Origin of the sequence: Sporofaciens musculi (assembly GCF_009830285.1) — a bacterium.
Lineage (GTDB): Bacteria > Bacillota > Clostridia > Lachnospirales > Lachnospiraceae > Sporofaciens > Sporofaciens musculi.
The window spans coordinates 341,259-367,500 of sequence record NZ_WUQX01000001.1; the positions used below are offsets into that span (position 1 = coordinate 341,259).

General features: G+C 38.6%; 25 protein-coding genes (1 of these 25 running past the window's edge). 14 read left to right on the forward strand and 11 right to left on the reverse strand.

What is annotated here, in order from left to right; translation table 11 throughout:
* Positions 1 to 13 precede the first annotated feature (13 nt).
* The gene (locus GN277_RS01750; RefSeq protein WP_159749300.1) at positions 14 to 778 is read right to left on the reverse strand and encodes a ParA family protein; all 765 of its coding nucleotides are present in this window, start codon (positions 776 to 778) and stop codon (positions 14 to 16) included.
* A gap of 1,240 nt (positions 779 to 2,018) precedes the next feature.
* Here GN277_RS01750 and GN277_RS01755 point away from each other — a divergent pair.
* Positions 2,019 to 3,104 (forward strand): alpha/beta fold hydrolase, encoded by a 1,086-nt coding sequence (locus GN277_RS01755; protein WP_244324555.1) that lies wholly within the window; start codon positions 2,019 to 2,021, stop codon positions 3,102 to 3,104.
* On the opposite strand, the gene rsmG is transcribed toward GN277_RS01755, so the two are convergent.
* The gene (gene rsmG / locus GN277_RS01760; RefSeq protein WP_159749302.1) at positions 3,021 to 3,734 is read right to left on the reverse strand and encodes a 16S rRNA (guanine(527)-N(7))-methyltransferase RsmG; all 714 of its coding nucleotides are present in this window, start codon (positions 3,732 to 3,734) and stop codon (positions 3,021 to 3,023) included. The two genes, GN277_RS01755 and rsmG, sit on opposite strands and share 84 nt — an antisense overlap.
* Positions 3,735 to 4,660: 926 nt before the next feature.
* Between rsmG and GN277_RS01765 the strand changes: the two genes are divergently transcribed.
* From GN277_RS01765 to GN277_RS32310, 3 genes are all read left to right on the forward strand, one after another.
* Complete coding sequence (locus GN277_RS01765) at positions 4,661 to 5,041, forward strand: GntR family transcriptional regulator (protein ID WP_159749304.1); 381 nt, start codon at positions 4,661 to 4,663, stop codon at positions 5,039 to 5,041.
* A 265-nt stretch (positions 5,042 to 5,306) separates the two neighbouring features.
* Entirely contained in the window at positions 5,307 to 5,627 is a 321-nt protein-coding gene (locus GN277_RS01770; RefSeq protein ID WP_159749306.1) for an AAA family ATPase, read from the forward strand.
* 140 nt (positions 5,628 to 5,767) lie between these two features.
* On the forward strand, positions 5,768 to 6,100 hold the full coding sequence (locus GN277_RS32310) for an ABC-2 transporter permease (protein ID WP_159749308.1): 333 nt from the start codon (positions 5,768 to 5,770) through the stop codon (positions 6,098 to 6,100).
* Between the two features lie 80 nt (positions 6,101 to 6,180).
* Here GN277_RS32310 and mnmG read toward each other — a convergent pair whose 3' ends face one another.
* From mnmG to rpmH, 7 genes are all read right to left on the reverse strand, one after another.
* Positions 6,181 to 8,082 carry a tRNA uridine-5-carboxymethylaminomethyl(34) synthesis enzyme MnmG gene (gene mnmG, locus GN277_RS01780; RefSeq protein ID WP_159749310.1) on the reverse strand — a complete coding sequence of 634 codons (1,902 nt, stop codon included), beginning with the start codon at positions 8,080 to 8,082 and terminating at the stop codon, positions 6,181 to 6,183.
* A gap of 26 nt (positions 8,083 to 8,108) precedes the next feature.
* Complete coding sequence (gene mnmE, locus GN277_RS01785) at positions 8,109 to 9,539, reverse strand: tRNA uridine-5-carboxymethylaminomethyl(34) synthesis GTPase MnmE (protein WP_159749312.1); 1,431 nt, start codon at positions 9,537 to 9,539, stop codon at positions 8,109 to 8,111.
* 78 nt (positions 9,540 to 9,617) lie between these two features.
* Complete coding sequence (gene jag, locus GN277_RS01790) at positions 9,618 to 10,499, reverse strand: RNA-binding cell elongation regulator Jag/EloR (protein ID WP_159749314.1); 882 nt, start codon at positions 10,497 to 10,499, stop codon at positions 9,618 to 9,620.
* Between the two features lie 11 nt (positions 10,500 to 10,510).
* Positions 10,511 to 11,578, reverse strand: coding sequence for a YidC/Oxa1 family membrane protein insertase (locus GN277_RS01795; protein ID WP_159749316.1), 1,068 nt, complete (start codon positions 11,576 to 11,578; stop codon positions 10,511 to 10,513).
* Between the two features lie 26 nt (positions 11,579 to 11,604).
* Complete coding sequence (gene yidD, locus GN277_RS01800; protein WP_159749318.1) at positions 11,605 to 11,817, reverse strand: membrane protein insertion efficiency factor YidD; 213 nt, start codon at positions 11,815 to 11,817, stop codon at positions 11,605 to 11,607.
* A 12-nt stretch (positions 11,818 to 11,829) separates the two neighbouring features.
* Complete coding sequence (gene rnpA / locus GN277_RS01805) at positions 11,830 to 12,165, reverse strand: ribonuclease P protein component (RefSeq protein ID WP_159749320.1); 336 nt, start codon at positions 12,163 to 12,165, stop codon at positions 11,830 to 11,832.
* Between the two features lie 48 nt (positions 12,166 to 12,213).
* Positions 12,214 to 12,348: a 50S ribosomal protein L34 gene (gene rpmH / locus GN277_RS01810; protein WP_159749322.1), complete on the reverse strand. Its 135-nt coding sequence runs from the start codon at positions 12,346 to 12,348 to the stop codon at positions 12,214 to 12,216.
* Between the two features lie 348 nt (positions 12,349 to 12,696).
* On the opposite strand from rpmH, the gene dnaA reads away from it, so the two are divergent.
* The 6 genes from dnaA to gyrA all read left to right on the forward strand — a co-directional run bounded on the left by dnaA (position 12,697) and on the right by gyrA (position 21,256).
* Entirely contained in the window at positions 12,697 to 14,082 is a 1,386-nt protein-coding gene (gene dnaA, locus GN277_RS01815; protein WP_159749324.1) for a chromosomal replication initiator protein DnaA, read from the forward strand.
* A gap of 270 nt (positions 14,083 to 14,352) precedes the next feature.
* Entirely contained in the window at positions 14,353 to 15,462 is a 1,110-nt protein-coding gene (dnaN, locus tag GN277_RS01820) for a DNA polymerase III subunit beta (protein WP_159749326.1), read from the forward strand.
* A gap of 13 nt (positions 15,463 to 15,475) precedes the next feature.
* Positions 15,476 to 15,685, forward strand: coding sequence for an RNA-binding S4 domain-containing protein (locus tag GN277_RS01825; RefSeq protein WP_159749328.1), 210 nt, complete (start codon positions 15,476 to 15,478; stop codon positions 15,683 to 15,685).
* Positions 15,675 to 16,766: a DNA replication/repair protein RecF gene (recF, locus tag GN277_RS01830; protein WP_159749330.1), complete on the forward strand. Its 1,092-nt coding sequence runs from the start codon at positions 15,675 to 15,677 to the stop codon at positions 16,764 to 16,766. The genes GN277_RS01825 and recF overlap by 11 nt, the downstream gene beginning before the upstream one ends.
* 10 nt (positions 16,767 to 16,776) lie before the next feature.
* Positions 16,777 to 18,711 carry a DNA topoisomerase (ATP-hydrolyzing) subunit B gene (gene gyrB, locus GN277_RS01835; protein ID WP_159749332.1) on the forward strand — a complete coding sequence of 645 codons (1,935 nt, stop codon included), beginning with the start codon at positions 16,777 to 16,779 and terminating at the stop codon, positions 18,709 to 18,711.
* A 16-nt stretch (positions 18,712 to 18,727) separates the two neighbouring features.
* Entirely contained in the window at positions 18,728 to 21,256 is a 2,529-nt protein-coding gene (gene gyrA / locus GN277_RS01840; protein WP_159749334.1) for a DNA gyrase subunit A, read from the forward strand.
* A gap of 133 nt (positions 21,257 to 21,389) precedes the next feature.
* On the opposite strand, the gene GN277_RS01845 is transcribed toward gyrA, so the two are convergent.
* A complete protein-coding gene (locus GN277_RS01845; protein ID WP_159749335.1) occupies positions 21,390 to 21,833 on the reverse strand; it encodes a C-GCAxxG-C-C family protein in 444 nt (147 codons plus the stop codon).
* A gap of 329 nt (positions 21,834 to 22,162) precedes the next feature.
* Between GN277_RS01845 and GN277_RS01850 the strand changes: the two genes are divergently transcribed.
* The 4 genes from GN277_RS01850 to GN277_RS01865 all read left to right on the forward strand — a co-directional run bounded on the left by GN277_RS01850 (position 22,163) and on the right by GN277_RS01865 (position 25,221).
* The gene (locus tag GN277_RS01850; RefSeq protein ID WP_159749337.1) at positions 22,163 to 22,612 is read left to right on the forward strand and encodes a DUF2975 domain-containing protein; all 450 of its coding nucleotides are present in this window, start codon (positions 22,163 to 22,165) and stop codon (positions 22,610 to 22,612) included.
* A gap of 11 nt (positions 22,613 to 22,623) precedes the next feature.
* Positions 22,624 to 22,845, forward strand: a complete 222-nt coding sequence (locus tag GN277_RS01855) for a helix-turn-helix domain-containing protein (protein WP_159749339.1) — start codon at positions 22,624 to 22,626, stop codon at positions 22,843 to 22,845.
* A gap of 28 nt (positions 22,846 to 22,873) precedes the next feature.
* Positions 22,874 to 24,385 (forward strand): DUF4153 domain-containing protein, encoded by a 1,512-nt coding sequence (locus tag GN277_RS01860; RefSeq protein WP_159749341.1) that lies wholly within the window; start codon positions 22,874 to 22,876, stop codon positions 24,383 to 24,385.
* Between the two features lie 110 nt (positions 24,386 to 24,495).
* Positions 24,496 to 25,221: a lysophospholipid acyltransferase family protein gene (locus GN277_RS01865; RefSeq protein WP_159749343.1), complete on the forward strand. Its 726-nt coding sequence runs from the start codon at positions 24,496 to 24,498 to the stop codon at positions 25,219 to 25,221.
* A 148-nt stretch (positions 25,222 to 25,369) separates the two neighbouring features.
* Here the strand turns inward: GN277_RS01865 and GN277_RS01870 are convergent, their stop codons facing one another.
* Positions 25,370 to 26,242, reverse strand: the 3' portion of a protein-coding gene (locus tag GN277_RS01870) for a HAMP domain-containing methyl-accepting chemotaxis protein (protein ID WP_159749345.1). Its footprint extends 807 nt past the window's final position; only the last 873 of its 1,680 coding nucleotides appear in the window; the start codon falls outside the window, past its right edge; its stop codon occupies positions 25,370 to 25,372.

Below are 26,242 nucleotides of genomic sequence, written 5' to 3' on the forward strand. Positions count from 1 at the left end.
TTATATCCTCCTCTTATGATTCCCTACTAATCACTTCTTCCGCAAGCCTCATATAACTTTCCGCACCTGCTGATCTTGGATCATATTGATTAATTGGTGTTCCAAAACTTGGCGCTTCTGCAAGACGAATATTTCTTGGAATAATAGTCTTATATATATTTTGTTCCAAATTATCTTTTACATTTTCTACTACCTGTAGTGACAAATTAGTTCTTGCATCGTACATTGTAAATACGACTCCTTCGATCTCTAATATGGGATTCAGTCTATCTTTAACCAGCTCAACTGTATGTATCAACTGACTTAAACCTTCCAGTGCATAATATTCGCATTGAATTGGAACCAATACTGAATCAGCAGTAGTCATGGCATTAACTGTAAGTAAACTTAATGATGGCGGACAATCAATAATTACATAATCATAATTATCTCTTATCTTTTGAATCGAGTTTTTAACTACAAACTCTTTATTTTCTACATCAATCATCTCAATTTCAACTGCTGACAAATCGACATTGGAAGGAAGTATGTCCAAATTTTCAATAGTATTTTTATGAATTACTTCTTCCACATCAGCTTCACCAATTATCATATCATAGATTGTTCCATCTATTGAATTCTTATCTAAGCCGAGTCCACTCGACATATTCCCCTGAGGGTCCATATCAATAGCAAGAACTTTTCGACCCTTTTCCGCAAGAGATGCCGACAAATTAATCGCAGTCGTTGTTTTGCCGACGCCACCCTTTTGGTTAGCAATAGCTATAATTCTTCCCATCTATAATCACCTTTCTTTTTCATTGAAAATAGTATAACACTTTTCTTTCTACATATCTAGCAAATGTTTTATTTAAACATATATTTTATAAATGTTTCACGTGAAACATTTTGTAAAACGTATTAAATAAGTTTAATATTCTAAAATATAAGAATTTTATATCTATAAATTTCTATTTACCATTTTTTATTGTTATCAGTAGAATTCCGTTTAAAATCTTAATTATATTTTTATCAACCTTAAATCCTTCATTGAACGAATTTCTCCATCTAAAATCAAATTAGAAAATACTCTTTAGCATATCCTAATAGAAAATAATTATTTCACTGAAAATTGTAAATCGAAATATATTCTTTATCTATACCCTGCCAGACAATATCCATCTTACTACCAGGTCTTCTATTATGATGCAGCCTTTGGGTATACATTTATGAAGGAAGTCTACCATTTCGAAGGGCATAAATTAAGGGATACCCTTTGGATATACAATTATAAACAAAATACTTCCCACTAAAAAATTTACAATCTACTCATATATTATAACAAGCAGACATATTTTAGTAGCTCAACAAAACACAAATTATAATTTAATACATGATTATACACACTAAACAAACCTCATCAACTTCAACAGCATACATTATAAAGTACATTCTGCCTGATTATAAGTTAATGAAATACTATAATATCTATCCCACTATATCAGCAGACATTATTCGACAAAATATTCTTAACCACAATATTTTCATCAACTAATACATAAATAACTCACATATTAATTTAATCTTCTTCCCCTTCCACACATTATAATACATGGACAATACAAACAGATTATGCTATACTAATATCAATAAATTACCAAAGAATTTAGAATAATCCTATGGAAAACCATTGTAATTTAATTGTCTAATCCTAGTATATCTTAGTTTAGACAATATATTTACCAACTATCAAGAACACTAATTCAAATTGATTTTAACTTATTTTCTTTAAAATGATACCCAAGGGTTTACTATAATAAAACCTAATTAGAGAATAATCTCCACCTATTCATGTGAAATATACTTTTCTCTTGTTTAGAATAAAGTAAATGTTTCACGTGAAACATTTACTTTATTCATATTCAATACATAAGATTTACACCTCAATTTATGTCCTAATACACAAATAAACTTTGTGAAACAAAATTATTGAATAAGAATCCAAAATTCTTTTTAATCATATGAAAGGAAGTATATAAATGAATTGGAAAAAGAAACTTATAAGTATTACCGCATTAGCAAGTTTTGCAACTTTTATAATTCATATAATCAATAAACTCATTTACTTTTTAGCAACTATGGATAACCTATTATCCAATTCCTCCGGTTCATATTATAATTGGAAATTTGGAAAAATTTATTACAAAAAAATAGGCATAGGCCATCCCCTTCTTTTACTTCATGATTTAGATACTTACAGCTCTGGTCATGAATGGAATAAAGTTCTAAAAGATCTTTCCAAAACAAATACCGTTTATCGGGTTGACCTTTTAGGATGCGGAAGATCCGATAAACCCAATATTACATATACCAATTACCTATATGTACAATTAATTAATGATTTTATCAAACAAGTCATCGGAGAAGAAACCGACATTCTTGCAACAGGTGAATCAGGTGCATTTGCAATCGCAGCCTGCCATAATAATAATTTAGCTATCCGTAAATTAATACTTGTCAATCCACCAGATATTGATAAACTAGCAAAAATTCCTGATAAACGCAGCAAATTATTTATTAACATACTGCAGCTTCCTGTTATTGGTACCTTTATATATAATTTACTTACCGGAAGAATCAATACAGGCAAGATTTTTAATGAACATTATTTTTATGACTCAAATCTTATTGAGCATGATTTACTTAGCACTTATTATGAAACTGCTCACATGGAAGCTGGTTCCAAATATTTATTTGCAAGTCTCTACGGGCACTATACTACAATTAATCTAAAACATTGTCTAAAAACAATAACAAATAGTATTTACTTTATTATAGGAAGCGAAAAAGAAAATATTATAGAAACTACAGATGAATACCATTCCATCTTACCATCTATAGAAATAGAAAAAATAAATGAAACAAAACAACTTCCACAATTAGAAAAACCCTATGAATTTATGGATAAAGTCAGAATCTTTTTTAGAAGACGAATTTTAAAAGGACTATCGGGAAATGATATATTTCCCGATAGTCCTTTTTTATCTTATAGGTTCCTTTGCAGGAATTCCAGATTTACGCGGATATTTTTTACCTGTATCTTTCACTTTTTCTATCTTCACTAATGATCTCTTAATGTCTGTATCCGGAAGTTGAAATTTCACAATCTTATCAATCCTTCCTCCCAACACCTGAACCGCTTTTTTAGACTCTAACATCTCATCATCAATATTTCCAGATTTATAAGATACAAACATTCCTCCTATTTTTACATATGGCAGACAATATTCCGATAATGTAGAAAGATTAGCAACAGCCCTGGATACACACAATTCAAACTGTTCCCTATAGTCTTCTTTTCTGGCAAAATCCTCTGCTCGTCCATGAATTGTATAAATATTTATAAGTCCTAACTCATGAATTACATTATTCAAAAATCGTATTCTTTTATTTAATGAATCCAATAAAACTACTTCAATATTTGGAAACGTAATCTTCAAAGGTATACCTGGAAAGCCTGCTCCTGTTCCCACATCAATAATCTTATTCACACAACTCATGTCAAGACATTTTACAATCGAAAGACTGTCAACAAAATGCTTCTCCACAATTTCCTCATATTCCGTAATACCTGTAAGGTTCATTACTTTATTCCATTCAATCAACATTTCATAAAATCTATGAAACTGCTTCAACTGTTCATCATCTAAACTAACTTTAATCCCCTGCATCTTTTCCTTTAATAAATTATACATTTTCAACCTCATAATCATATACAATATGTCCACTAAAAACTAACAACAAAAATAAATATAATATCTTATTTCATTATTATAAAACCAAATGGTATACAGTAATTCAGCCCCCTAACAAGAAAAGTGAACTTCGTCTATCAATGTATACCCAAGGGCACACCGTAATACATGTCCTTCGGGCTGGTGGACTTTGTCCATTAATGTATACCTAAAAATATCCAACTTCAATATTATAATATTCTCTTTACATATACACCAATAATATACACTAATTTTTTTCTATCTTCCATACTTCCTCCATCAAAATATATACAAATCATCTTCATTAATATCCCACATATTATACCATACCAAAAGAATTACATAAACATTTCTAATACAATTTCAAAATAATCTTCTACACTCATCACTAAAACTATATGTAATAAAGTTCATCAGACTAATAAACATTATCACACTATACATCTAAAAATCATCATCACTTATTACAATATAACTTTAAATAAAACCTATCATCTCTCACTGTTAAAAACTCATATTTCCAAGTTATTTCCAATCATAACACATATAAAAATCATTTGCATTAAATATACATCCAATCTTGAAATGATTTTTGAAGAACTTTTAAACCATAACTTGCTGGACGTAGTACACCCACCCGAAGGGCATGTATTACGGTGTACCCTTGGGTATACCTTGCTGGACGTAGTACACCTACCCGAAGGGTATGCTTTACGGTATGCCCTTGGGTATACATTATTGGACGAAGTACACCAACCCAAAGGATATGCATTACGTTATATCCTATATATACAATTAAACTATATAAAAATTCTCCTCCTCAACAGATATTTATCTATTGACAATACTGTTATTTTTGTCTATACTGTATATATATTAAAATATACAGTATAGAAGGTGATTATTTGCATATTGTAATATCGAATAGTTCAGAATTACCCATTTATGCACAGATAAAGGAGCAAGTAAAAGAACAGATTCTATCAGGAGAACTTACAGAAAACGAAGCCCTTCCCTCCCTTAGACATCTGGCAAAGGATTTAAAAATAAGCGTTCTTACAACCACACGAGCATATAACGAATTAGAAGGGGAAGGATTTATCACAAGCCGACAAGGCAAAGGCTTTTTTGTTATGTCAAGCAGCTCTAATCTAATTCGAGAACAGTTAATTAAAGAGGTTGAAGAAAATCTTAATAATGCAATATCGGCAGCCCAACGAGTTTCTATGTCTGACAAGGAACTTATCAACTTATTACAGCTTCTATTGGAGGTAGACCATGAATAAAAAAGCTTAGAATTAAAAGATGTATGTAAAAGATAGGGGGAAATTTCTGTTTTTGGAAAAGATAATATCATTCATGAAAAATCCACAAAACAAGAAATCGGGATTGTCTTTGAAAATATATTTTATGTAGATAACTGGACAGTAAAGGATACGGAGAAGGCAATATCTATCTTTTACGACAACTAGTGTCATGACACTTTTAACCATATATTAGCACGTTTTTTCCCTGCCTCTAAGTAAAAAAGTCAGAGAGCTGTCTCGTGGTATGCAGATAAAGTTAATGCTTGCATGTGCTTTTTTCCACAACGCAAAGCTGCTTATACTTGATGAACCAACCAGTGGACTTGCTCCTCTTACTCGTGATGAATTATTAGAAATCTTACAAGATTATATCAAGGATGGGGATAAAAGTGTTTTATTCTCAACACACATTACCTCTGACTTGAAACGAGTTGCCGATTACGTTACATTAATCAATCAAGGCAATATGGTTTTTACAGGCAGTATGGATGACTTGCTGGAAAGATACCATATAATCAAAGGACGCCCCCAAGAACTTACACCAAATCTCCAAAAAAATATATAAACTGGATTTCGATGAAATCATACCTTTTTCTTATATATCCATAGCAGCAATCATTTTACTATTCGCCTTTATGGACTCGTCTATTATTATATTATGCTTTACAGGTGCATGGTTTGTAACAATATTGGCATCTAATATTTTTGAAATACAAGAAAATAAACAATCTTGACCGTTTATATAGTACAGTTTCTGTATGTATAAATGATATTGTTCTTGGAAGATATGTCTTTGTGTTTCTGAATTACCTTGTATCATTTTTTTCAATTATCTTTTCAAATTTTTTCTTTATTTTATATAGAAATAGTACATTTAGTTTAGTTGATACACTGGTTGGATTTAGTTTATCTTTTTTAGTCTTTTCTGCAATAACCAGAGTACAAATGCCTCTATTCTTTAAATTTGGTTATATAAAAGCAAAGATGTGGTCTTTAATACCGTTTATAACTGTAATTCTATATCGTAAACGAAACTAGATGGATGTAAAAATGACACTTTATACACAACACCGCCAGCATTTAAAATCTGCGCGGTGTTTTTACGTCTATAAAATGTATCAATTCGCCATATAAACCAACAATACCGATATATCCGCCGGCGAAACCCCCGATATCCGTGATGCCTGTCCAACTGAAGCCGGACGATATTCTTTTAATTTCTGAACCGCTTCGATCCGAAGACTTTTTATGGAATCATAATCAATATCTTCTGGTATCCTCTTGTTCTCTAATTTTTTAAATTGTTCAACCTGCTTCTTCTGTCTGCTGATATACCCCTCATACTTAATAGAAATATCCACCTGCTCAATCACTTCATCTTTTAACTCATCCGGAATTTCAGGTCTATTCTCATCAATCTCCTCCAACCCCTGATAAGACAATTCCGGACGACGAATCAACTCGGCAAGAGAGGTCCCCGATACTAATTGAGTACTTCCAAAGTTTTTCAACAAATCTTGAACCTTCTTAGACGTTCCCACATTCGCATGCTTCAATCTCTCAATCTCTGCTTCTATCCAATCTTCCTTTCTCAGAAGTTTTTGATACCTCTCCTTTGAAATCAATCCAATCTCATACCCAATCTTCGTCAATCTCTGGTCCGCATTATCCTGTCTTAATAATAATCGATACTCTGCTCTTGAAGTCATCATTCGATAAGGCTCATGACTCTCCTTGGTCACAAGGTCGTCAATCAGTACACCAATATACGCCTCAGACCGGTCTAAAACCACCGGCTCTTTACCCTGCAGCTTCCTTGCGGCATTAATCCCCGCCATCAATCCCTGAGCCGCCGCTTCTTCATATCCTGAGCTTCCGTTAAATTGACCGCCGCTGAACAGACCCTCGACCACTCTAAATTCCAAAGAGGGCTTTAGCTGTCTCGCATCAATACAATCATACTCGATTGCATAAGCATTTCTCACAATCCTTACATTTTCCAGGCCAGGTACTGTACGGTACATGGCATACTGTACATCCTCTGGAAGAGAACTTGACATACCTCCAATATACATCTCATTGGTTTCCAATCCCTCTGGCTCAATAAAAACCTGATGTCTTTCCTTATCAGCAAATTTTACTACCTTATCCTCAATAGACGGACAATATCTTGGCCCCGTTCCTTCTATCATCCCAGAAAATAGTGGCGAACGGTCCAGATTCTTCCTTATAATATCATGAGTATTCTGATTCGTATAAGTCAGCCAGCAGGACACCTGGTCAATCTGTACATCCTCTGGATTGGTGGTAAATGAAAACGGAACCACCCTCTCATCTCCAAGCTGTTCCTCCATCTTACTAAAATCAACCGTATTCTTATCAATTCTGGCCGGAGTTCCAGTCTTAAAACGATACATCTCAATCCCCAGTTCTTTGAGAGATTCCGTAAGATAATTTGCCGCCTGAAGTCCATTAGGTCCAGTATTACTACTTACCTCCCCATAGATACAGCGCGCCCGAAGATAAGTTCCTGTACATAAAATGACCGCCTTACAAGGATATATTGTTCCTGAAAATGTCTGTACCCCTGTGATTCTGCCTTCCTCAGTCATAATTTTTACGACTTCCATCTGCTTAATTTCCAGATTCTTTTGACTCTCCAATACCTGACGCATGGTACGGCTGTAATTCGCCTTATCTGCCTGTGCCCGAAGTGAATGAACTGCTGGCCCCTTCGACTTATTAAGCATCTTCGACTGAATAAAAGTTCTGTCAATTACCTTCCCCATCTCTCCGCCAAGAGCATCTACCTCTCTCACAAGATGCCCCTTTGAACTCCCCCCTATATTTGGATTACAGGGCATAAGAGCAATACTGTCCACACTGACAGTAAATACAATCGTACGGAAGCCAAGCCTGGCACAAGCAAGAGCCGCCTCACATCCCGCATGTCCAGCGCCTATCACAACCACATCATATCCATCCTCATTTATCCACACAGAATTTGCTGAGTGTTTCATTTACCAAATCCTCCCCTCTCTTCTATTTATTTTCCCATACAAAATTTACTGAATATCTCATTTACCAAATCCTCCCCGATTTTTTCCCCTATGATACAACCAAGAGACTCATAAGCATCCAATAAATCAATAGAATAAAAATCCTCCGGCATACCGGACTCAATACTGTCCCTCACCCGACCTAATGAGGAAAATGTGTCCTGAAGCGCAGTCTTATGTCGTATATTTGTAATATAAATCTCATCATTAAATGCAAGATTTCCTTCAAAAAATAGGTCTTTTAAAGTTTCTTCCAGAGTATTTACTCCCATTTTTTCCTTAGTAGAAACATAAATAACGGGTAATGTAAATTTATTTGTTTCTTCATCTCCCCTTACTGAAGGATTACTTGCAAAATATAGCTTCTTTACATCCTCCCTTGTAACCACCATATTCAAGTCTGACTTATTCAATAATATAATAGTTTTTTTATCCCCAATCAATCGAAAAATCTCCTGGTCATTTTCATCCAGAGGAATTGACCCATCGATTACATATAAAATCAAATCAGCCTGCTCTACGAAATCCTTTGCACGCTCTACGCCAATCTTTTCCACAAGATCCTCTGTATCCCGAATCCCTGCAGTATCAATCATGTTCAGGGATATCCCCCTCAAATTAATATTCTCCTCCAGAATATCTCTGGTGGTTCCTGCTATATCTGTAACAATCGCCCTCTCCTCTCCCAGAAGAAGGTTTAGAAGGGACGACTTTCCCACATTTGGTTTTCCCACAATCACAGTACGAATTCCCTCTTTTATAATCCTACCGTTATCATAGGTATCTATCAGCCTCTTTATTTGCCCCATTAACTTTTCCACAGTGATCAACAACTTTTCCCCATACCCCTCCACACTGACATGCTCAGGGTCATCCAAAGCTGACTCAATAAATGCAGTATGGTAAATAATTTCATTTCTAATCTCACTTATTTTGTTCTTAATATTTCCCCTTAACTGATTGACAGAACTCTGATGGGCATACTGATTTTTGGAAGATATCAAATCACCTACTGCCTCTGCCTGAGACAAATCCAACTTTCCATTTAAAAACGCCCTTTTTGTAAATTCTCCCGGTTCTGCTGGTCTTGCTCCCTTTTCAATCAACAATTCCAATATTCTCTTTACGACATATACTCCGCCATGGCAATTAATTTCTACCGTGTCCTCCCCTGTATAGCTGTGAGGACTCTTCATCAGCATCACAAGTACTTCATCTATCATACCTTCCCCATCCATCACATATCCGTAGTGGATGGTATGGGTCTTCTGGCTCAAAAGCGACTTTTCCTTCTTCCCCTTATATACTCTGTCTGCAATGGAAAATGCTTCCGGTCCACTCATTCTCACAATTCCTATTCCAGCATCACTCATTGCCGTAGCGATTGCAGCAATCGTCGTATTATACAGACCTTCCATTTACGCCTCCTTACTTACAAGAAATCAATGCTTTATATCAAAAAATAGGGGTTGAACACACCCCTATTTTTCATCATCCTACCTATTACGTACCAGAGTGACTACCACTCTCCTGTAAGGTTCTTCACCCTCGCTATGTGTGGAAACCGCAGGATCAGCCTGCAGCGCCGAATGAATAATTCTTCTCTCATACGGATTCATTGGCTCTAAAGATACGGTTCTTCTGCTTCTCTTTACCTTACTTGCAATATTCTTAGCCAGATTCTCAAGAGTCTCTTTCCTTCTCCTGCGGTAATCCTCCGTATCAAGCTTAACACGAACGTATCCTTCCTGCATCTTATTGGCAACCCTGTTCGTCAGATATTGGAGAGAATCCAAGGTCTGTCCTCTCTTTCCAATTAAAATTCCCATGTTGCTTCCTTCCATATCTATGGAAAGAGCGCCCTCCTCATCTACCACGGATGTAACCTTTACATCCGTCATATCCATTGCAAACAATACATCTCTTACAAATTTTTCACATGCCTCTCTATCGTGCAAGCCTCTACCTTTGCCAGCTCTACCTCTTTTTTTCTCAGGAGCTTTTGTCAAATGTTGCTCTTTTACAGGCGCCTTCTTCTTCGGCTCTTTCTTTGGAGATTCCTTTTTACCATGTTCTCTCTTTGGAGAATCTTTCTTTTCATGTTCTTTTTTTGGTACTTCCTTTTTGGCTTCTTTCTTCTCTGTCTCCTTCGCCATAGAAACGTCTGCCTTCGGGATCTCGATCTCAGGTTCTTCTTTCTTAACTTCTTCTTTCCTGCGTGCTTTAATTACTGCCTGCTTCATCCCAATTCCAAGGAATCCGGCGCTTCCTTTTTCAATCACCTGATAATCTAATTGATCACTCGTCACTCCTAACTGAACTAATGCTTCTGTAATCGCATCATCCAACGTCCTCGCTGATACAGTAATATATTCCATGAATAAGCCCCCTAATTATTTTCATTGAATTTTTTAACCATGTTAGCCTTTGCCGCAAGGCTGCCTTCCTTGGCATTCTCAGCACGCGCTCTTGCCTGTTCTAATTTTCTTTCTCTGTCCTTCTCGCTCATTCCCGTTGCATTTCTGCTGGCAGAATCCTTAATACTCCTGGTATTCGTCTGTGCCATGGCATTGATCTTCTCAGCCTTTACGCTCCGTTTCTCACGCTTCTTTGCTGCCTTCTCCTTATTCTTCTCAACCAATTCCTCCACAGAAATCTTAGCCAGATGCTTGTTGATAATCACCTGCTGTACAATCCTTACCACAGCGCTGAACACCCAGTACATACCAATACCTGTAGGAAGTGAAAATACCATAAATACAGAGAACAACGGCATCGTCACATTCATAGTGTTCATAGTACTCGCCATCGGATTATCCTTATCCATCTGCTGTCCGGAGATTGCCTGAGAAATCTTAACGCTCAGATATTGGGTAAGCCCTGACAATACTGGGATGAAAATTGCTGTAATAATAATGACAACCGGAGCCATTCCGTAAGAACCGCTGTTCTTGATCATGGTAATGGGAGAAACCGTCATGTCCGGTATCGTAAGAAATTGATTCACACTTGCCGCCGCATCTTTAATCGCCGGAACATATGCCTGCATATCATAAATAACCGGATACAAAGCCAAAAGAAGCGGCATCTGAATCAACAGTGGAAGACATCCTCCCATCATGGAGGTTCCGTATTTGTCATATACCTGCTGGATCTCCTCCTGCTGTTTCATCATAGAAGCCTGGTCTTTTTTGTTTTTATATTTTTTCTGAATAGCCTGAACTTCAGGGTTCGTCACCGCAGACAGCTTCTGCATCCTCTGCTGACTGATGGTCATTGGTAACATCAATGTATATACAAAAATCGTATACAAAATAATGGATAACCCCACCAGTCCATTATCACTTGGAAGCGCATTATCCAATATCGTATAGATAAAGTTCATGACCTTCCCCAAAAGCCAGCTAATCTGACCAATAATCGGCCAGTTAGCTGCCGATAATAAACTAAACGTCATACTCATTCCTCCAATGTATTCTATTCTTAAGGTACGGGGTCGTATCCGCCTTTGGCAAAGGGATTACAGCGTAATATTCTCCACACAGCCAGAGCAGTTCCCTTTAATGCCCCATATTTCTCGATGGCTTCTATCGCATATTGAGAACATGTGGGATAATAAATACAGGATGAATATCCCTTCAAAGCAGACAAATACTTCCGATAGAATCTGATACAGCCTAACAGAATATATTTCATAATACATTACCCCTAATCTATAATGGCATGAAGACGGCCCAAATGCAGCATTGCGCTGTCAATCTCATGGTAATTCCTCTCTTTTGCGCCTGTTCTGGCTATCACTACGATATCCAGCCCGCATCTGTACCGTTCCTCTTGTAGTCTATAACTCTCTCTGATTAATCTTGTCAATCTATGCCTTACAATACTATTGCCTACCTTCTTACTTACAGATATACCTAACCGGTTCCTACCGGTTCCATTCTCTAATACATACATTACCAGATACTTGTTCGCACAGGATTTCCCTTTGCCATAGACATTCCGGAAATCCTGGTTCTTCTTCAATGATTCGGAATACTTCATTCGCACACCATCCAATTTTTATAGAAGAAAAGGCCACATATATGCGGCCTACGCTGATAATCTTTTTCTTCCCTTTGCTCGTCTGCTGGCAAGAACTTTTCTTCCACCTTTGGTGCTCATCCTGGATCTGAATCCGTGGACTTTAGCCCTCTGTCTTTTCTTTGGCTGGAATGTCATTTTCATAGATATCCACCTCCTTATATACTAAGGGAAACTCCCTACAAATTTTCCTAAGACATCAGCCTTGATTATATAGAAAAAATGCGTCTGAGTCAAGCTATTCCTGGATTTTTCTAAATTTATTTATCCACAAATTGTGGATAATATCTGAAATTTCTGTGGAAAAGACGTGGAAACAAATATTTTAACCTTCATTTTCCTTTAAAAATTACAATTTTCCACTGTGTATTACGTTTTCCACATTGATTTAGAGATTGCTTAATTTGCCATTTTGATGTAAAATAAGTAGGATAGCAAAACTGGGGTTATGATGTATATTTTGACATTAAGAGAGATTAGGAGTTTACTGTAATGGATATTGTGAATGAAAAATGGCCGGAAATTATCGAGCATCTAAGAGTAGAACACGAATTATCCAATGTCTCATTTACCACCTGGATACAGCCTTTGAAGGTATATGAGATTATTGACAACACTGTGTTCATACTGGTGAATATGAATGCAAGCGTTGAATATATTGAAAAGAAGTACCTTCTCCCTCTGAAAGTATGCATTTCTGAAGTTACGGGAATTGATTATGAAGTTGTATTTGTATCGGAGGACGATTCCAGAATCAGCGAGATTCGGAGTATGTCCGCAGATGCAAGCCATAAGAAGAAGACACGGACTGCAAGCGAGAAAGCGGGACTTAATCCCAAGTACACTTTTGATACATTCGTTGTGGGGGGCAACAATAACTTTGCACATGCGGCATCTCTTGCTGTGGCGGAATCTCCAGGCGAAGTGTATAATCCCCTATTTTTATACGGAGATGTAGGTCTTGGGAAGACTCATCTAATGCATTCAATTGCACATTTCATTTTGAATAAGAATCCAAAGAAGAAGGTATTGTATGTCACAAGCGAGACATTTACCAACGAGCTGATTGAAGCCCTGAAGAAAGGTAAGACTGCGGATAACGAGTCTGCTATGGCGCAGTTTCGCGACAAGTACCGCAATAATGATGTCCTGTTGATTGATGATATTCAGTTTATTATCGGCAAGGAGAGTACCCAGGAGGAGTTTTTCCACACGTTTAACCACCTGCACACCTCTGCCAAGCAGATTATTATCTCCAGTGACAAGCCTCCCAAGGATATCGAGACGCTGGAGGCACGTCTCCGAACCAGATTCGAGTGGGGCTTAATTGCAGATATTTCTGCGCCTGACTATGAGACGCGTATGGCAATCCTGCGCAGGAAGATTGAGCTGGATCATCTGGACAGATACAATATTCCTGAGGATGTACTGACATATATTGCCGAGAACATCAAATCCAATATTCGTGAATTAGAAGGTTCACTCAACAAACTGATTGCACTCTATAAGCTGAACAATCCGGAGACTATTGATATTCCACTGGCCGCCGAGGCATTAAAGGACATTATATCTTCTTATAACAATAGAGTCGTAACGCCTGAACTGATCCTTGATATTGTATCTGACCACTTTAATATTACGATTGCTGACCTAAAAGGAAATAAACGAAGCGCAAGTATTTCTGTCCCCAGACAGATCTGTATGTACCTGATGCGCACACTTACCGAGACCCCATTGCAGGCAATCGGCATCATCCTTGGCGGAAAAGATCACTCAACCATCAAGTATGGTGTGGAAAAGATTGAGAAAGAGATGGCGAAGGACGAGACCCTTCATAATACCATCAGTATTATTATGAAAAAGATTAATCCCGCTTAATGTGAATAATATTGTGGACAACTTCGGGATAACGTGGAATAACTGTTGGAAAACTATTTTCTAAGAAACTAAAAAGTTTTTTTAGACAAGTTTTCACCACAACATCCACACCCTATCTCGTTGCAATCCACACAGTTATTCATGGCGGAAACACTGTTAAATCCTGGGATGGAGGTGGTTTTCCACTTTTCCACATCCCCTAATAAGAAGGAGACGGAAATCTTTAATAGATAGATGTATCCGTCTGCGCTTGAAAGGAGTTTTACACATATGAAAATCATCTGCAGCAAAGCAAATCTTTCAAAAGGAGTCAGCACTGTTTATAAGGCTGTACCCTCTAAGACTACTATGCCAATCCTGGAATGTATTTTGATTGACGCTACGAATGATATTATAAGATTAACGGCTAATGATATGGAATTGGGAATACAGACAGATATTGAAGGAGAGATTGTGGAGAGAGGCATGATTGCCATTGATGCGAAGATATTTTCAGAAATTGTCCGCAAGCTTCCAGACAATGAGATTAAGATTGAGACAAATGAGAATCTTCAGATGACCATTACCTGTGAAAAAGCAAAATTTGATTTGTCTGGAAAGCCAGGAGAGGAGTTTTCATATCTTCCAATTATCGAGAAGGATGAATCTATAGAAATATCTCAGTTTACTTTGAAAGAAGTCATCAGACAGACAATCTTCTCTATTGCAGACACAGAGAGCAACAAATTAATGACGGGAGAATTATTTGAGATTCGTAGTAATGTATTGAGAGTCATTTCTCTTGACGGTCATCGTATTTCCATCCGCAGGATTGAACTGAAGGATGAAGTAGCCGATAAGAAATTAATTGTTCCAGGAAAGACACTGATGGAGGTCAGCAAGATTTTGTCTGGAGAAGCGGAAAGTATGGTTTCCATTTCTTATACCAGCAATCATATTGTATTTGAGTTTGATAATACGGTTGTGGTATCAAGGCTGATTGAAGGAGAGTATTTTAAGATTGATCAGATGTTGTCCAACGACTATGAGACAAAGGTTAGGATTAACAAGAAAGAATTATTGAACTGTATTGACAGAGCGACTCTTCTGGTGAAGGAGGGGGATAAGAAGCCGATTATTATAAATATCAGCGATGAGATGATGGAGCTTCGGATTAAGTCCCAGATTGGCTCTATGAATGAGGAAATATTTATTACCAAAGAGGGCAAGGACCTTCTGATTGGCTTTAACCCTAAGTTCCTGATTGACGCCCTTAGGGTAATCGAGGACGAGGAAGTAACACTTTATCTGATGAATGCAAAGGCGCCGTGTTTCATTAAGGATGATGAAGAAAGTTATATTTATCTGATTCTGCCTGTTAATTTTAATGCGGCTGCATAGAGAGGTATAAAAAGTGGATGTTATAAGATTGAGAGATGAGTACATTAAGCTTGGACAGGCTTTAAAGGCCGCCGGACTGGTTGAGTCCGGAGCGGAGGCGAAGGAGGTTATCCTAGAAGGTTCTGTCAGTGTGAATGGGGAGTCGGATACCAGAAGAGGACGTAAGCTGTATGCTGGAGACATAATCACTTTTAACGGGGAACAAGTGAAAATTGAAGATTAAGTCTTTGAAATTAAAGAATTATAGGAATTATGATTTTTTAAATCTTGATTTTGATGATGCTGCCAATATATTCTATGGGGATAATGCACAGGGCAAAACGAATATTTTAGAGGCAGTCTATCTTTCCGGAACCACCAAGTCCCATCGGGGCGCCAAGGACAGGGAGTTAATCCGTTTTGGGAAGGATGAATCCCACATTGAGGCTGTGGTGGAAAAAAATGGTATTGACTATCAACTTGATATGCATTTGAAAAAAAATGGGGCGAAAGGGATAGCCATTAATAAGATGCCGATTCGCAAGGCAAGCGAATTATTCGGTATTGTGAACCTTGTGTTTTTTTCTCCGGAGGACCTGAATATCATTAAGAATGGTCCTTCCGAGAGGCGTAGGTTTATTGATATGGAGTTATCTCAGCTTGATAAAGTATACTTAAGCAATCTGTCTAATTACAACAGGATTGTGAATCAGAGAAATCATCTTCTAAAGGAGATGAGAGCTGATAATGAAGGGAATCTAAGAGATACTTTGGAGATCTGGGATATGCAGCTTATTCGGTATGGGAATCAACTCTTAGAGAGAAGGATGGAATTCATACGGGAGATTAACCATATTATTTTTTCAATACATGGAAAACTGACAGGCGGGCGGGAGGAGATTCAGGTAATCTATGAGCCCAGTAACGGGAGTCTTACGTTAGAACAAGCATTATCAAAGAACAGAGAAAGAGATATACGTATAAAAAGTACGTCGGTTGGTCCCCACAGAGACGATATCTGTTTTATGACAGGAGAGCTGGACATTAGGCGTTTCGGCTCACAGGGCCAGCAGAGGACTGCTGCGCTTTCGTTAAAGTTATCTGAGATTGAGCTGGTAAAACAGGCAGCAAAGGATACGCCTGTTTTATTACTTGACGATGTTTTGTCTGAACTGGACAAACATAGGCAAAACTATCTATTAGACAGTATAAATGATATACAGACGCTTATTACCTGTACAGGGGTAGAGGATTTTGTGAATCATCGTTTCTCTATAAACAAAGTGTTCCATGTCCATAATGGGCAGGTAACGAATGAAAACTAGGAGGAGAAGAATGAGTACAGAGAAGGTACAGCATGAGTATGGTGCAGATGAGATTCAGATATTGGAAGGGCTTGAGGCGGTAAGAAAACGTCCCGGCATGTATATCGGAAGCACTTCATCGCGCGGACTTCATCACCTTGTATATGAGATTGTGGATAACTCCGTAGACGAAGCGCTGGCTGGTTTCTGTGATACGATCGTTGTAACTATTAATCAGGACAATTCAGTCACTGTCCTGGATAATGGCAGAGGAATACCGGTAGGGATTAACCAAAAAGCAGGTCTTCCGGCAGTTGAGGTAGTATTTACTGTACTCCACGCAGGAGGAAAATTCGGCGGTGGTGGATACAAGGTTTCAGGAGGACTTCATGGAGTTGGGGCTTCTGTTGTAAACGCACTGTCCAACTGGCTGGAGGTTGAGATATGTTTTGAGGGAAAAGTGTATAAGCAGCGTTATGAACGTGGAAAAGTCGTGGAGAAACTTAAGGTTATTGGGGAATGTGAACCTGAGAGAAGAGGAACGAAGGTTGTATTTCTGCCGGATGACACGATTTTTGAAGATACAGTATTCGATTATGATGTACTGAAGCAGCGTTTTCGTGAGATGGCATTTCTGACGAGAGGGCTTAAGATTGTGCTGCGGGATGAAAGACCAGAGGATGGTGCGGTTGAAAAGACATTTCATTACGAAGGTGGTATCAAGGAGTTTGTAGCGTACCTCAACAGAAGTAAAACAGCTCTTTACGAAGATATCATATATTGTGAAGGGATGGTCAACAATGTATCGGTGGAAGTAGCCATGCAGCATAACGATTCCTACAGTGATAATACTTATGGGTTCGTGAATAATATTACGACGCCTGAGGGCGGAACTCATGTAGTAGGTTTTCGCAATGCTTTGACAAAGACGTTTAATGATTATGCCAGAAAAAATAAATTGTTAAAGGACAGTGATCTAAACCTTTCGGGAGAGGATATCAGGGAGGGTTTGACTGCGATTATCAGCGTCAAGATTGAGGATCCCCAGTTTGAGGGACAGACGAAGCAGAAGCTTGGCAACAGCGAGGCACGAGGCGCGGTTGACAGTGTGGTAAGCAAACAGCTTGAGATTTATCTGGAGCAGAATCCGGCTGTGGCAAAGATGACGGTTGAAAAGTCTGTGATGGCTCAGCGTGCCAGGGAAGCAGCAAGAAAAGCGCGTGAGCTTACCAGGAGGAAGTCTGCTCTGGACGGGATGTCACTTCCGGGGAAATTAGCAGACTGTTCGGACAAAGATCCGACGAAATGTGAGATATATATTGTTGAGGGAGACTCTGCCGGAGGCTCAGCTAAGACTGCAAGGGATCGAGCAACCCAGGCAATTCTGCCTCTTCGTGGGAAGATTCTGAATGTTGAAAAGGCTAGGCTTGACCGAATTTACGGAAATGCAGAGATTAAGGCCATGATTACAGCATTTGGTACGGGTATCCATGATGATTTTGATATTTCAAAGCTTAGGTATCACAAGATTATTATTATGACGGATGCCGATGTTGACGGCGCTCATATCAGTACTTTATTGTTGACATTCCTGTATCGTTTTATGCCTGACTTGATTAAAGAAGGATATGTTTATCTGGCGCAGCCCCCGCTTTATAAGCTGGAGAAGAATAAGAAGGTATGGTATGCGTACAGTGATGAGGAACTAGATGGTATCTTAAAGGATGTGGGACGCGACGGGAATAATAAGATTCAGCGTTATAAAGGGCTTGGAGAGATGGATGCCGAGCAGCTCTGGGAGACGACCATGGACCCTGAGCACAGGATTCTTTTAAAGGTTACAATGGATGAAGAAACAACATCAGAGCTTGACCTTACTTTTACCACACTGATGGGTGATAAGGTGGAACCAAGACGTGAATTTATCGAAGAAAATGCAAAGTATGTAAAGAATCTGGACGTATAGATAAGGAGTTAAGATTATGGAAGATAATATTTTTGATAAAGTTCATGAAGTGGATTTGAAAAAGACGATGGAAAACTCCTATATCGACTACGCCATGAGTGTGATCGCTTCGCGTGCGCTGCCAGATGTGAGAGACGGACTGAAACCAGTGCAGAGAAGGATTCTTTATTCCATGATTGAGCTGAATAACGGTCCAGACAAGCCCCACAGGAAATGTGCCCGTATCGTTGGTGATACCATGGGTAAATATCACCCCCATGGGGACAGCTCCATCTATGGAGCGCTGGTGAATATGGCACAGGAATGGTCCACCAGATATCCGTTAGTGGATGGTCACGGGAATTTCGGCTCAGTAGACGGGGACGGCGCTGCCGCCATGCGTTATACGGAGGCGAGACTGAGTAAGATTTCCATGGAGTTGACGGCTGATATCAATAAGAATACGGTTGATTTTATACCGAACTTTGACGAGACGGAGAAGGAGCCGACTGTGCTCCCTGCAAGATTTCCCAATCTGCTGGTAAACGGTACGTCAGGTATTGCGGTTGGTATGGCGACGAATATTCCTCCCCATAATCTGCGTGAGGTAATCAATGCTGTTGTCAGGATTATAGATAACCAGATTGGTGATAAGGATGAGACGACGATTGAGGAGATTCTCCAGATTATAAAAGGGCCGGATTTTCCGACAGGCGGTATGATTCTTGGAACTAGAGGGATTGAGGAGGCATACAGAACCGGACGGGGGAAGATTCGCGTCAGGGCGATTTCTGATATAGAGTCCATGCCAAATGGAAAGAGCCGAATTGTGGTTACAGAGCTTCCTTATATGGTGAATAAGGCAAGGCTGATTGAGAAGATAGCAGAGCTTGTCAAGGATAAGAAGATTGACGGGATTACGGAATTGAGTGATCAGTCCAGCCGTGAGGGGATGCGGGTGGTCATTGAGCTTAGGAGAGATGTGAATGCCAATGTCATTTTGAATCAGTTGTACAAGCATACCCAACTCCAGGATACATTTGGAGTAATCATGCTGGCTCTTATTAATAACCAGCCCAAGGTTATGAACCTTCTGGAAATGCTGAATCACTATTTACGGCATCAGGAGGAGGTTGTAACCCGTCGTACACAGTATGAATTAAATAAAGCCCAAGAGAGAGCTCACATTTTAGAAGGTTTGCTGATTGCTCTCGATAATATTGATGAAGTTATCCGCATTATCAGAGGTTCTCAGACAGTACAGGCTGCAAAGAGCGAATTAATGGAAAGATTCGGGCTGACGGATATTCAGGCACAGGCAATCGTGGATATGCGTCTGCGTGCTCTAACAGGTCTGGAGAGAGAGAAGCTTGAGAAGGAATACAATGAGCTGATGGAGCAGATCAGCAGGTTGAAGGCAATTCTTGCGGATAGAAAGCTGCTGCTTGGCGTGATAAGAGAAGAAATAATTGTAATAAGAGACAAATATGGTGATGACAGGCGAACTGCAATTGGATTTGACGAATTTGATATATCCATGGAGGATCTGATTCCTAAGGAGGATGTAGTTATAACAATGACGAAGTTAGGCTACATTAAGCGTATGTCTAATGATACCTTTAAGTCACAGAACCGCGGCGGCAAAGGTATCAAGGGGATGCAGACCTTGGAAGAAGACTACGTGGAAGAATTGTTTATGAGCCATACCCATCATTATATCATGTTCTTTACCAATACAGGACGGGTGTACCGGATGAAGGGATATGAGATTCCTGAGGCAAGCCGTACCTCCAGAGGGACAGCGATTGTTAATCTTCTGCAGTTGATGCCAGGGGAGAAGATTAGCGCCATTATCCCGATTGATGATTACAGGGACGGTGAGTACCTGTTTATGGCGACGAAGAAAGGTCTTGTGAAAAAGACTCCGATTAAGGAATATGCGTTTGTGAGAAAGACAGGACTTGCGGCCATCAATCTTCGGGAGGAGGATGAACTGATTGAGGTGAAATATACCAACAGTGACCAGGAAGTATTCCTTGTGACCGAGTTTGGACAGTGCATTCGTTTCGATGAGAAGGATGTAAGGCCTACGGGACGAAATTCTATGGGAGTACGTGGAATGAATCTTTCTGACAGGGACGAAGTCATTGGTATGCAGTTAAGCTCACAAGGCAGCGATCTTCTAATTGTATCCGAGAAAGGAATGGGAAAACGTACACCTCTCGATGAATTTACCTGCCAAAACCGAGGAGGCAAGGGAATCAAATGTTACAAGATTACTGAAAAGACTGGTAATGTGGTTGGAATCAAGGCTGTTAATGATGATGATGAAATCATGATTATTAATACGGAGGGTATTGTAATCCGCATGAAATGCTCTGGAATATCTGTTCTTGGACGCGTTACTTCTGGGGTGAAGCTGATTAACCTGCAGGAGGGAGATATTGTAGCAAGCATCGCGAAGGTACGTAAGGACGATGAGGAGAATGAGGAGAATATAAACGAAGATAGTGTAAATGAAGAAAATATAAATGAGAAGGATGAGAACAGGGATAATGATGAATAGGTCTTTGGACTTTATTCGCAAAGACACATAATACAAAAGAAATATCAGAAGATGTAATTAAAGTAAAAAGCTGTGGGAAAATATTATTTCCGACAGCTTTTTAATACTTATGGCGTACCCTTCGGGTATAGCTTTATGGAAGCTCTCTTAGAATAATATCGGCTACTTTCTCCACCGTAGCGCTAACAAAACGGGTACATTGAGCCTTCCTTTCCGGCGAATCCTTCTCCATTCCTCTTGTAAGGAGACGACAGCATGTGCCGCCGCAGGTTTCTTTAAAATAATCGTGAAGTTCATTGGTCAGTTCAAAGCATCTTCCAATCTTCGGATCTGCGGGGGTTGTGCGTCCGAAGAAATATCCGATGCACATCGTTCCTCCTGCCAGGGCGCCGCAGATGCATCCGCCGCCGCCAAGCCCCCAGGGAAAACCGGAGCTCATGGCGATTGCATCATCGGACATATCCAATTCAAAGTTCTTTCGTATTGCATAGATTACAGATTCGGAACAGGCAAAGCCCTGGTGAAAAATATCTACTGCATCCTGCTTAAGCTGTTCCATGTTAATATTTGTATTCATTCTTAAAATCTCCTGTTTCTATATGTATACCCACAGGGCATCCCGTAATGCGTACCCTTCGGGTGGGTGGACTTTGTCCAACAATGTATCCTTTTATTTTGTATTCAATGACAAAGTCTTTGATTATTTATGCGCCCGATGACATAGTCTCACCTCTCTCTTTAAAATGCAGATTAATATGATGGATATATTATAACAATAAGTAATTTATGTGTAAAGAACTTATATCCTTTTAGATTGTAATAAAATATCGAAAAACGATAAAAATATATTGAAATTCAATAAAATATATGATATAGTTGAAAAAAAGAAAAGGATGTGAGTGTGATATGAATGAACGGATGATTCGTTTCACGAAGCTGGTGCTTGATTTTATGTTCTACAGTGGATGGATTGTTTTCTTTACACTTCCGTTAAGTTTAAGGTTTCTTGGTAAATATTATTCTGGCATAATTAACGAATATTTTTTATTTATGCTTGCAATTTTCGGAGCTTCGGGAATCTTTGGTATTCTAATAATTAGACAGCTCCGCAGGATGATGAAGACAGTGATATTAGAATCCTGCTTTGTTTATGAGAATGTTAAGAGCCTGAATACGATGGCGGTTTTAAGCCTTTGCATTGTCGTAATGTTTTTTATCAAGCTATGTGTCCTTCCTACTCCGGCAACAGGAGTAATCGTTCTTGTATTCTTTATAGCAGCTCTGTTTTGTGAGGTACTTGGTCATGTATTTGCCAAAGCAGTAACTTATAAAGAAGAAAACGATTTGACAATATAGGGGGTGATGCTGTGGGGATAAAGATTCATATTGATGTCATGATGGCCAGACGGAAGATTGGGTTGACAGAATTGGCTGGCAAGATAGATATCACTCCTGCGAACCTATCAATATTAAAGAATAATAAGGCAAAGGCTGTGAGATTTTCCACATTGGAGGCAATCTGCAGAGAGCTTGGATGTCAGCCAGGGGATATTATAGAATACCATCCAGAGGATGAAGTTGAGCAATGAATAGAATGAATGATGGAGGTGCAATTTTATGAAAGAAAACATGCTGATTATGAAAGTACGTGATAATTATAAATATTTTGGAGGGTTGAGCCTGCTTTATGGATTTATTTTTACTTTTTGTCTCTATAAAAATGTATCGGGAATCACATTTCCCATATGTGTGGCGATAACAGTCCTATTTGCCATATTATTTATGAGAAAGATTAATTACAGACTTATGAAGAACTCAATTCCTTATTTGGTTGGAATGGGAATGCTAGGGGTATCGTCAGCGTTTACGACTTCAACCTTTATGCATTTTTTTAATATTGTTGGCATTCTATTATTATTTATGGTTTTCATGATTCATCAGTTCTATAATGACAATATATGGAATTTTCCTGCGTATTTACAGAGAATTTTTATTCTGATGGGAACCACAGTTATGTCAATACCTTATCCTTATTGGCATGGAGGTTGGTTTTTTAGTAAGAATAAGTACATCAGAAGAAATAATACATTAATTGCCATAGTGATTGGCTTTATCGTGGCGATGGGAATTTTGTGTGTGACGCTGCCCCTTTTATTGAAATCTGATATTATGTTCTCAAAAATATTTGGGGAGATATTGAGCTATGTTAATTTTTCTACTTTATTCTGGATTAGTTTTACATTTATCATAGGATTTACCCTTCCATACGCCTTTTTTACGGCTCTTTGCCATTATAATTTTCCAGAGGGAAAAGAAAGAAAGGTAAGATTTTTTGATCCGGTGATAGGAATTACATTTACAAGTATCGTAAGTTTAATTTATCTGATATACTGTGCAATACAGATCATGTATCTGTTTTTGGGAATGAGTACAGGACTTCCAAGTTATGTAACATATGCTGAGTACGCAAGAGGCGGCTTCTGGGAATTATTGTTTGTCAGTATCATTAATTTTATTGTTATACTGCTGTGTATGTATCTGTTTCGAGAAAATGTGGCCTTGAAGGTAATACTTACAATCATGTGCGGGTGCACCTTTGTAATGATTATTTCCTCAGCATACAGGATGAAAATGTATATTAATGAGTATAATCTTACATTTCTCAGAATTTTGGTATTGTGGTTTTTGATTGTTCTGGCTTTGATTATGATAGGAATGGTAATAAGTATCTATGGGAAGAAATTCTCACTGTTCCGCTATATTATAGTAGTAGTATCCGTAATGTACATTGGATTTTCATTTGCAAGACCAGATGTGATTATTGCAAGATATGACATTGCTCAGTGGAAGAATACAGATAAACAAGACTTCTTTTACCTCATGTATGAAACAATGTCTATTGACGCGGCGCCCGAAATTGCAAAGATTGACTTGGATGATAAAGAGTGGGCATTGATTGAAAACGAATATTTAAAACAGACCATGTACAATTATTTTCTTAATATATCAATCAACAATGAGAATATATACTTTAGAAAGGCAAATTATTCCAGAATTCGAGCAAAGCTGGCGGCTGATCAGTTTCTTGAAGAACATAAGGATTATAATCGTGAACATAACCGCATGTAAGCAGTTTTATGTATTAGTTTTATGTATAAAAAATAAAGTTGGTAAAATCCTGTATATATGGTAAAATGGGGGAAGATATTTTAAATATTGATAAGGAGTATTGGGAACCTATGAAAAGAATACTGTATATGGTGCTGCGCAATATCATTTTGGTTCCGTTTATGTGGTTTAAGCTGTGTTATCATGCTTCACATGTGGATAAATATACGGAAGAACAGCACTATAAGATGTTGAAGTTCATTGTACGCCGAGCAAATAAAGGAGGCAATGTAACAATTGATGTACATGGACAGGAGAATATACCTTCTAAGAGTGGATTTATGTTTTTTCCTAATCATCAGGGATTATATGATGTGCTTGCAATTGTGGAAGCATGCCCAAAGCCTTTTTCCGTTGTGGCGAAGCAGGAGGTAGCGCACATACAATTTCTAAAGCAAGTTTTTGCCTGTATGAAAGCATATATGATAGACAGAGACGATGTAAGGCAGGCAATGAAGGTGATTACGAATGTGTCGAAAGAGGTAATGGACGGAAGGAATTATATTATATTTGCTGAAGGGACGCGGTCCAAGAATGGGAATGAGGTCCAGGAATTCAAAGGGGGAAGCTTCAAGGCGGCAACTAGGGCGAAGTGTCCTATTGTTCCTGTGGCTCTGATTGATGCGTTTAAACCTTTTGACACGAATACTATCAGTCCTGTGACTGTACAGGTACATTTTTTAAAACCTCTGTATTATGAGGAGTATCAAGATATGAAGACAACGGAGATTGCTGCTCTGGTAAAGGAAAGGGTTCAGAGAACAATACGAAAATATGGCCCGTCACATGAAGCTTGATATAATATTTTAATATAAGAAAAAAGAGGCTGTCGCATTAAGCATAAACTATACAAGATGTAGTATTTCCTAAAAACTGGATTCTTCCATATCCTGTAATGTTCTTGCTCAGTGCCACAGCCTCTTTTAATGAATTCTCTCTAACAGGCTATCTTACCAGCTTAAACTGATTAACAAGTTTTTTCAGAAGGTCAGCCTGGCTTGCCAATTCTTCACTTGCCGCCGCCGATTGCTCTGCGGTAGCTGAATTCGTCTGAACCACGCTGGAAATCTGGTCAATGCCGATCGTTACTTGTGATATAGAATTAGCTTGCTCCTCCGTAGCGTCAGAAATTAATGTCATCTCACTTAGTACCTTCTGTGCACTTAAAATAACATCGTGGAGAGCTTTGTTGGTCTCATTGGAAAGATGAGTACCCTCGGCTACTGCCCGTACCGTATCGTCAATAAGAGCTGTTGTGCCCTTGGAGGCTTCCTGAGAGCGTGTTGCCAAGCTTCGTACCTCGTCTGCAACTACCGCAAATCCTTTTCCAGCTTCTCCGGCGCGTGCAGCTTCTACTGCCGCATTTAAAGCCAGAATATTCGTCTGGAATGCGATATCTTCTATTGTCTTGATCACATTATGGATCTCCTGAGATTTTTCTTCAATAGCATGCATGGCTCCCATCATATCGTTCATGTGGGAAGAACATACTTCAATCTGATCATGGGTATATTTATTTTCCTCTTTGGCTATTCTAGCATGTTCAGCCGTACTTTCTACCTGATTAGATATTTCACTAAAGGAGGCTGCTAATTCTTCTACAGAAGAAGCCTGTTCAGTTGTACCCTGGGCTAATGCCTGAGCGCTGTTTGAAACCTGCTGACCTCCCGAATCCACTTCCCTGGCGGCAGTATCTATCTCTCGTAATGTTCGGTTTAGATTATCCCGTAAACGAAATATAGAATCCTGAATTGCAATATATTCTCCTTGATATGCATCGCCTGCTGTACTTTGGAAATTAAAATTACCATTAGCCAT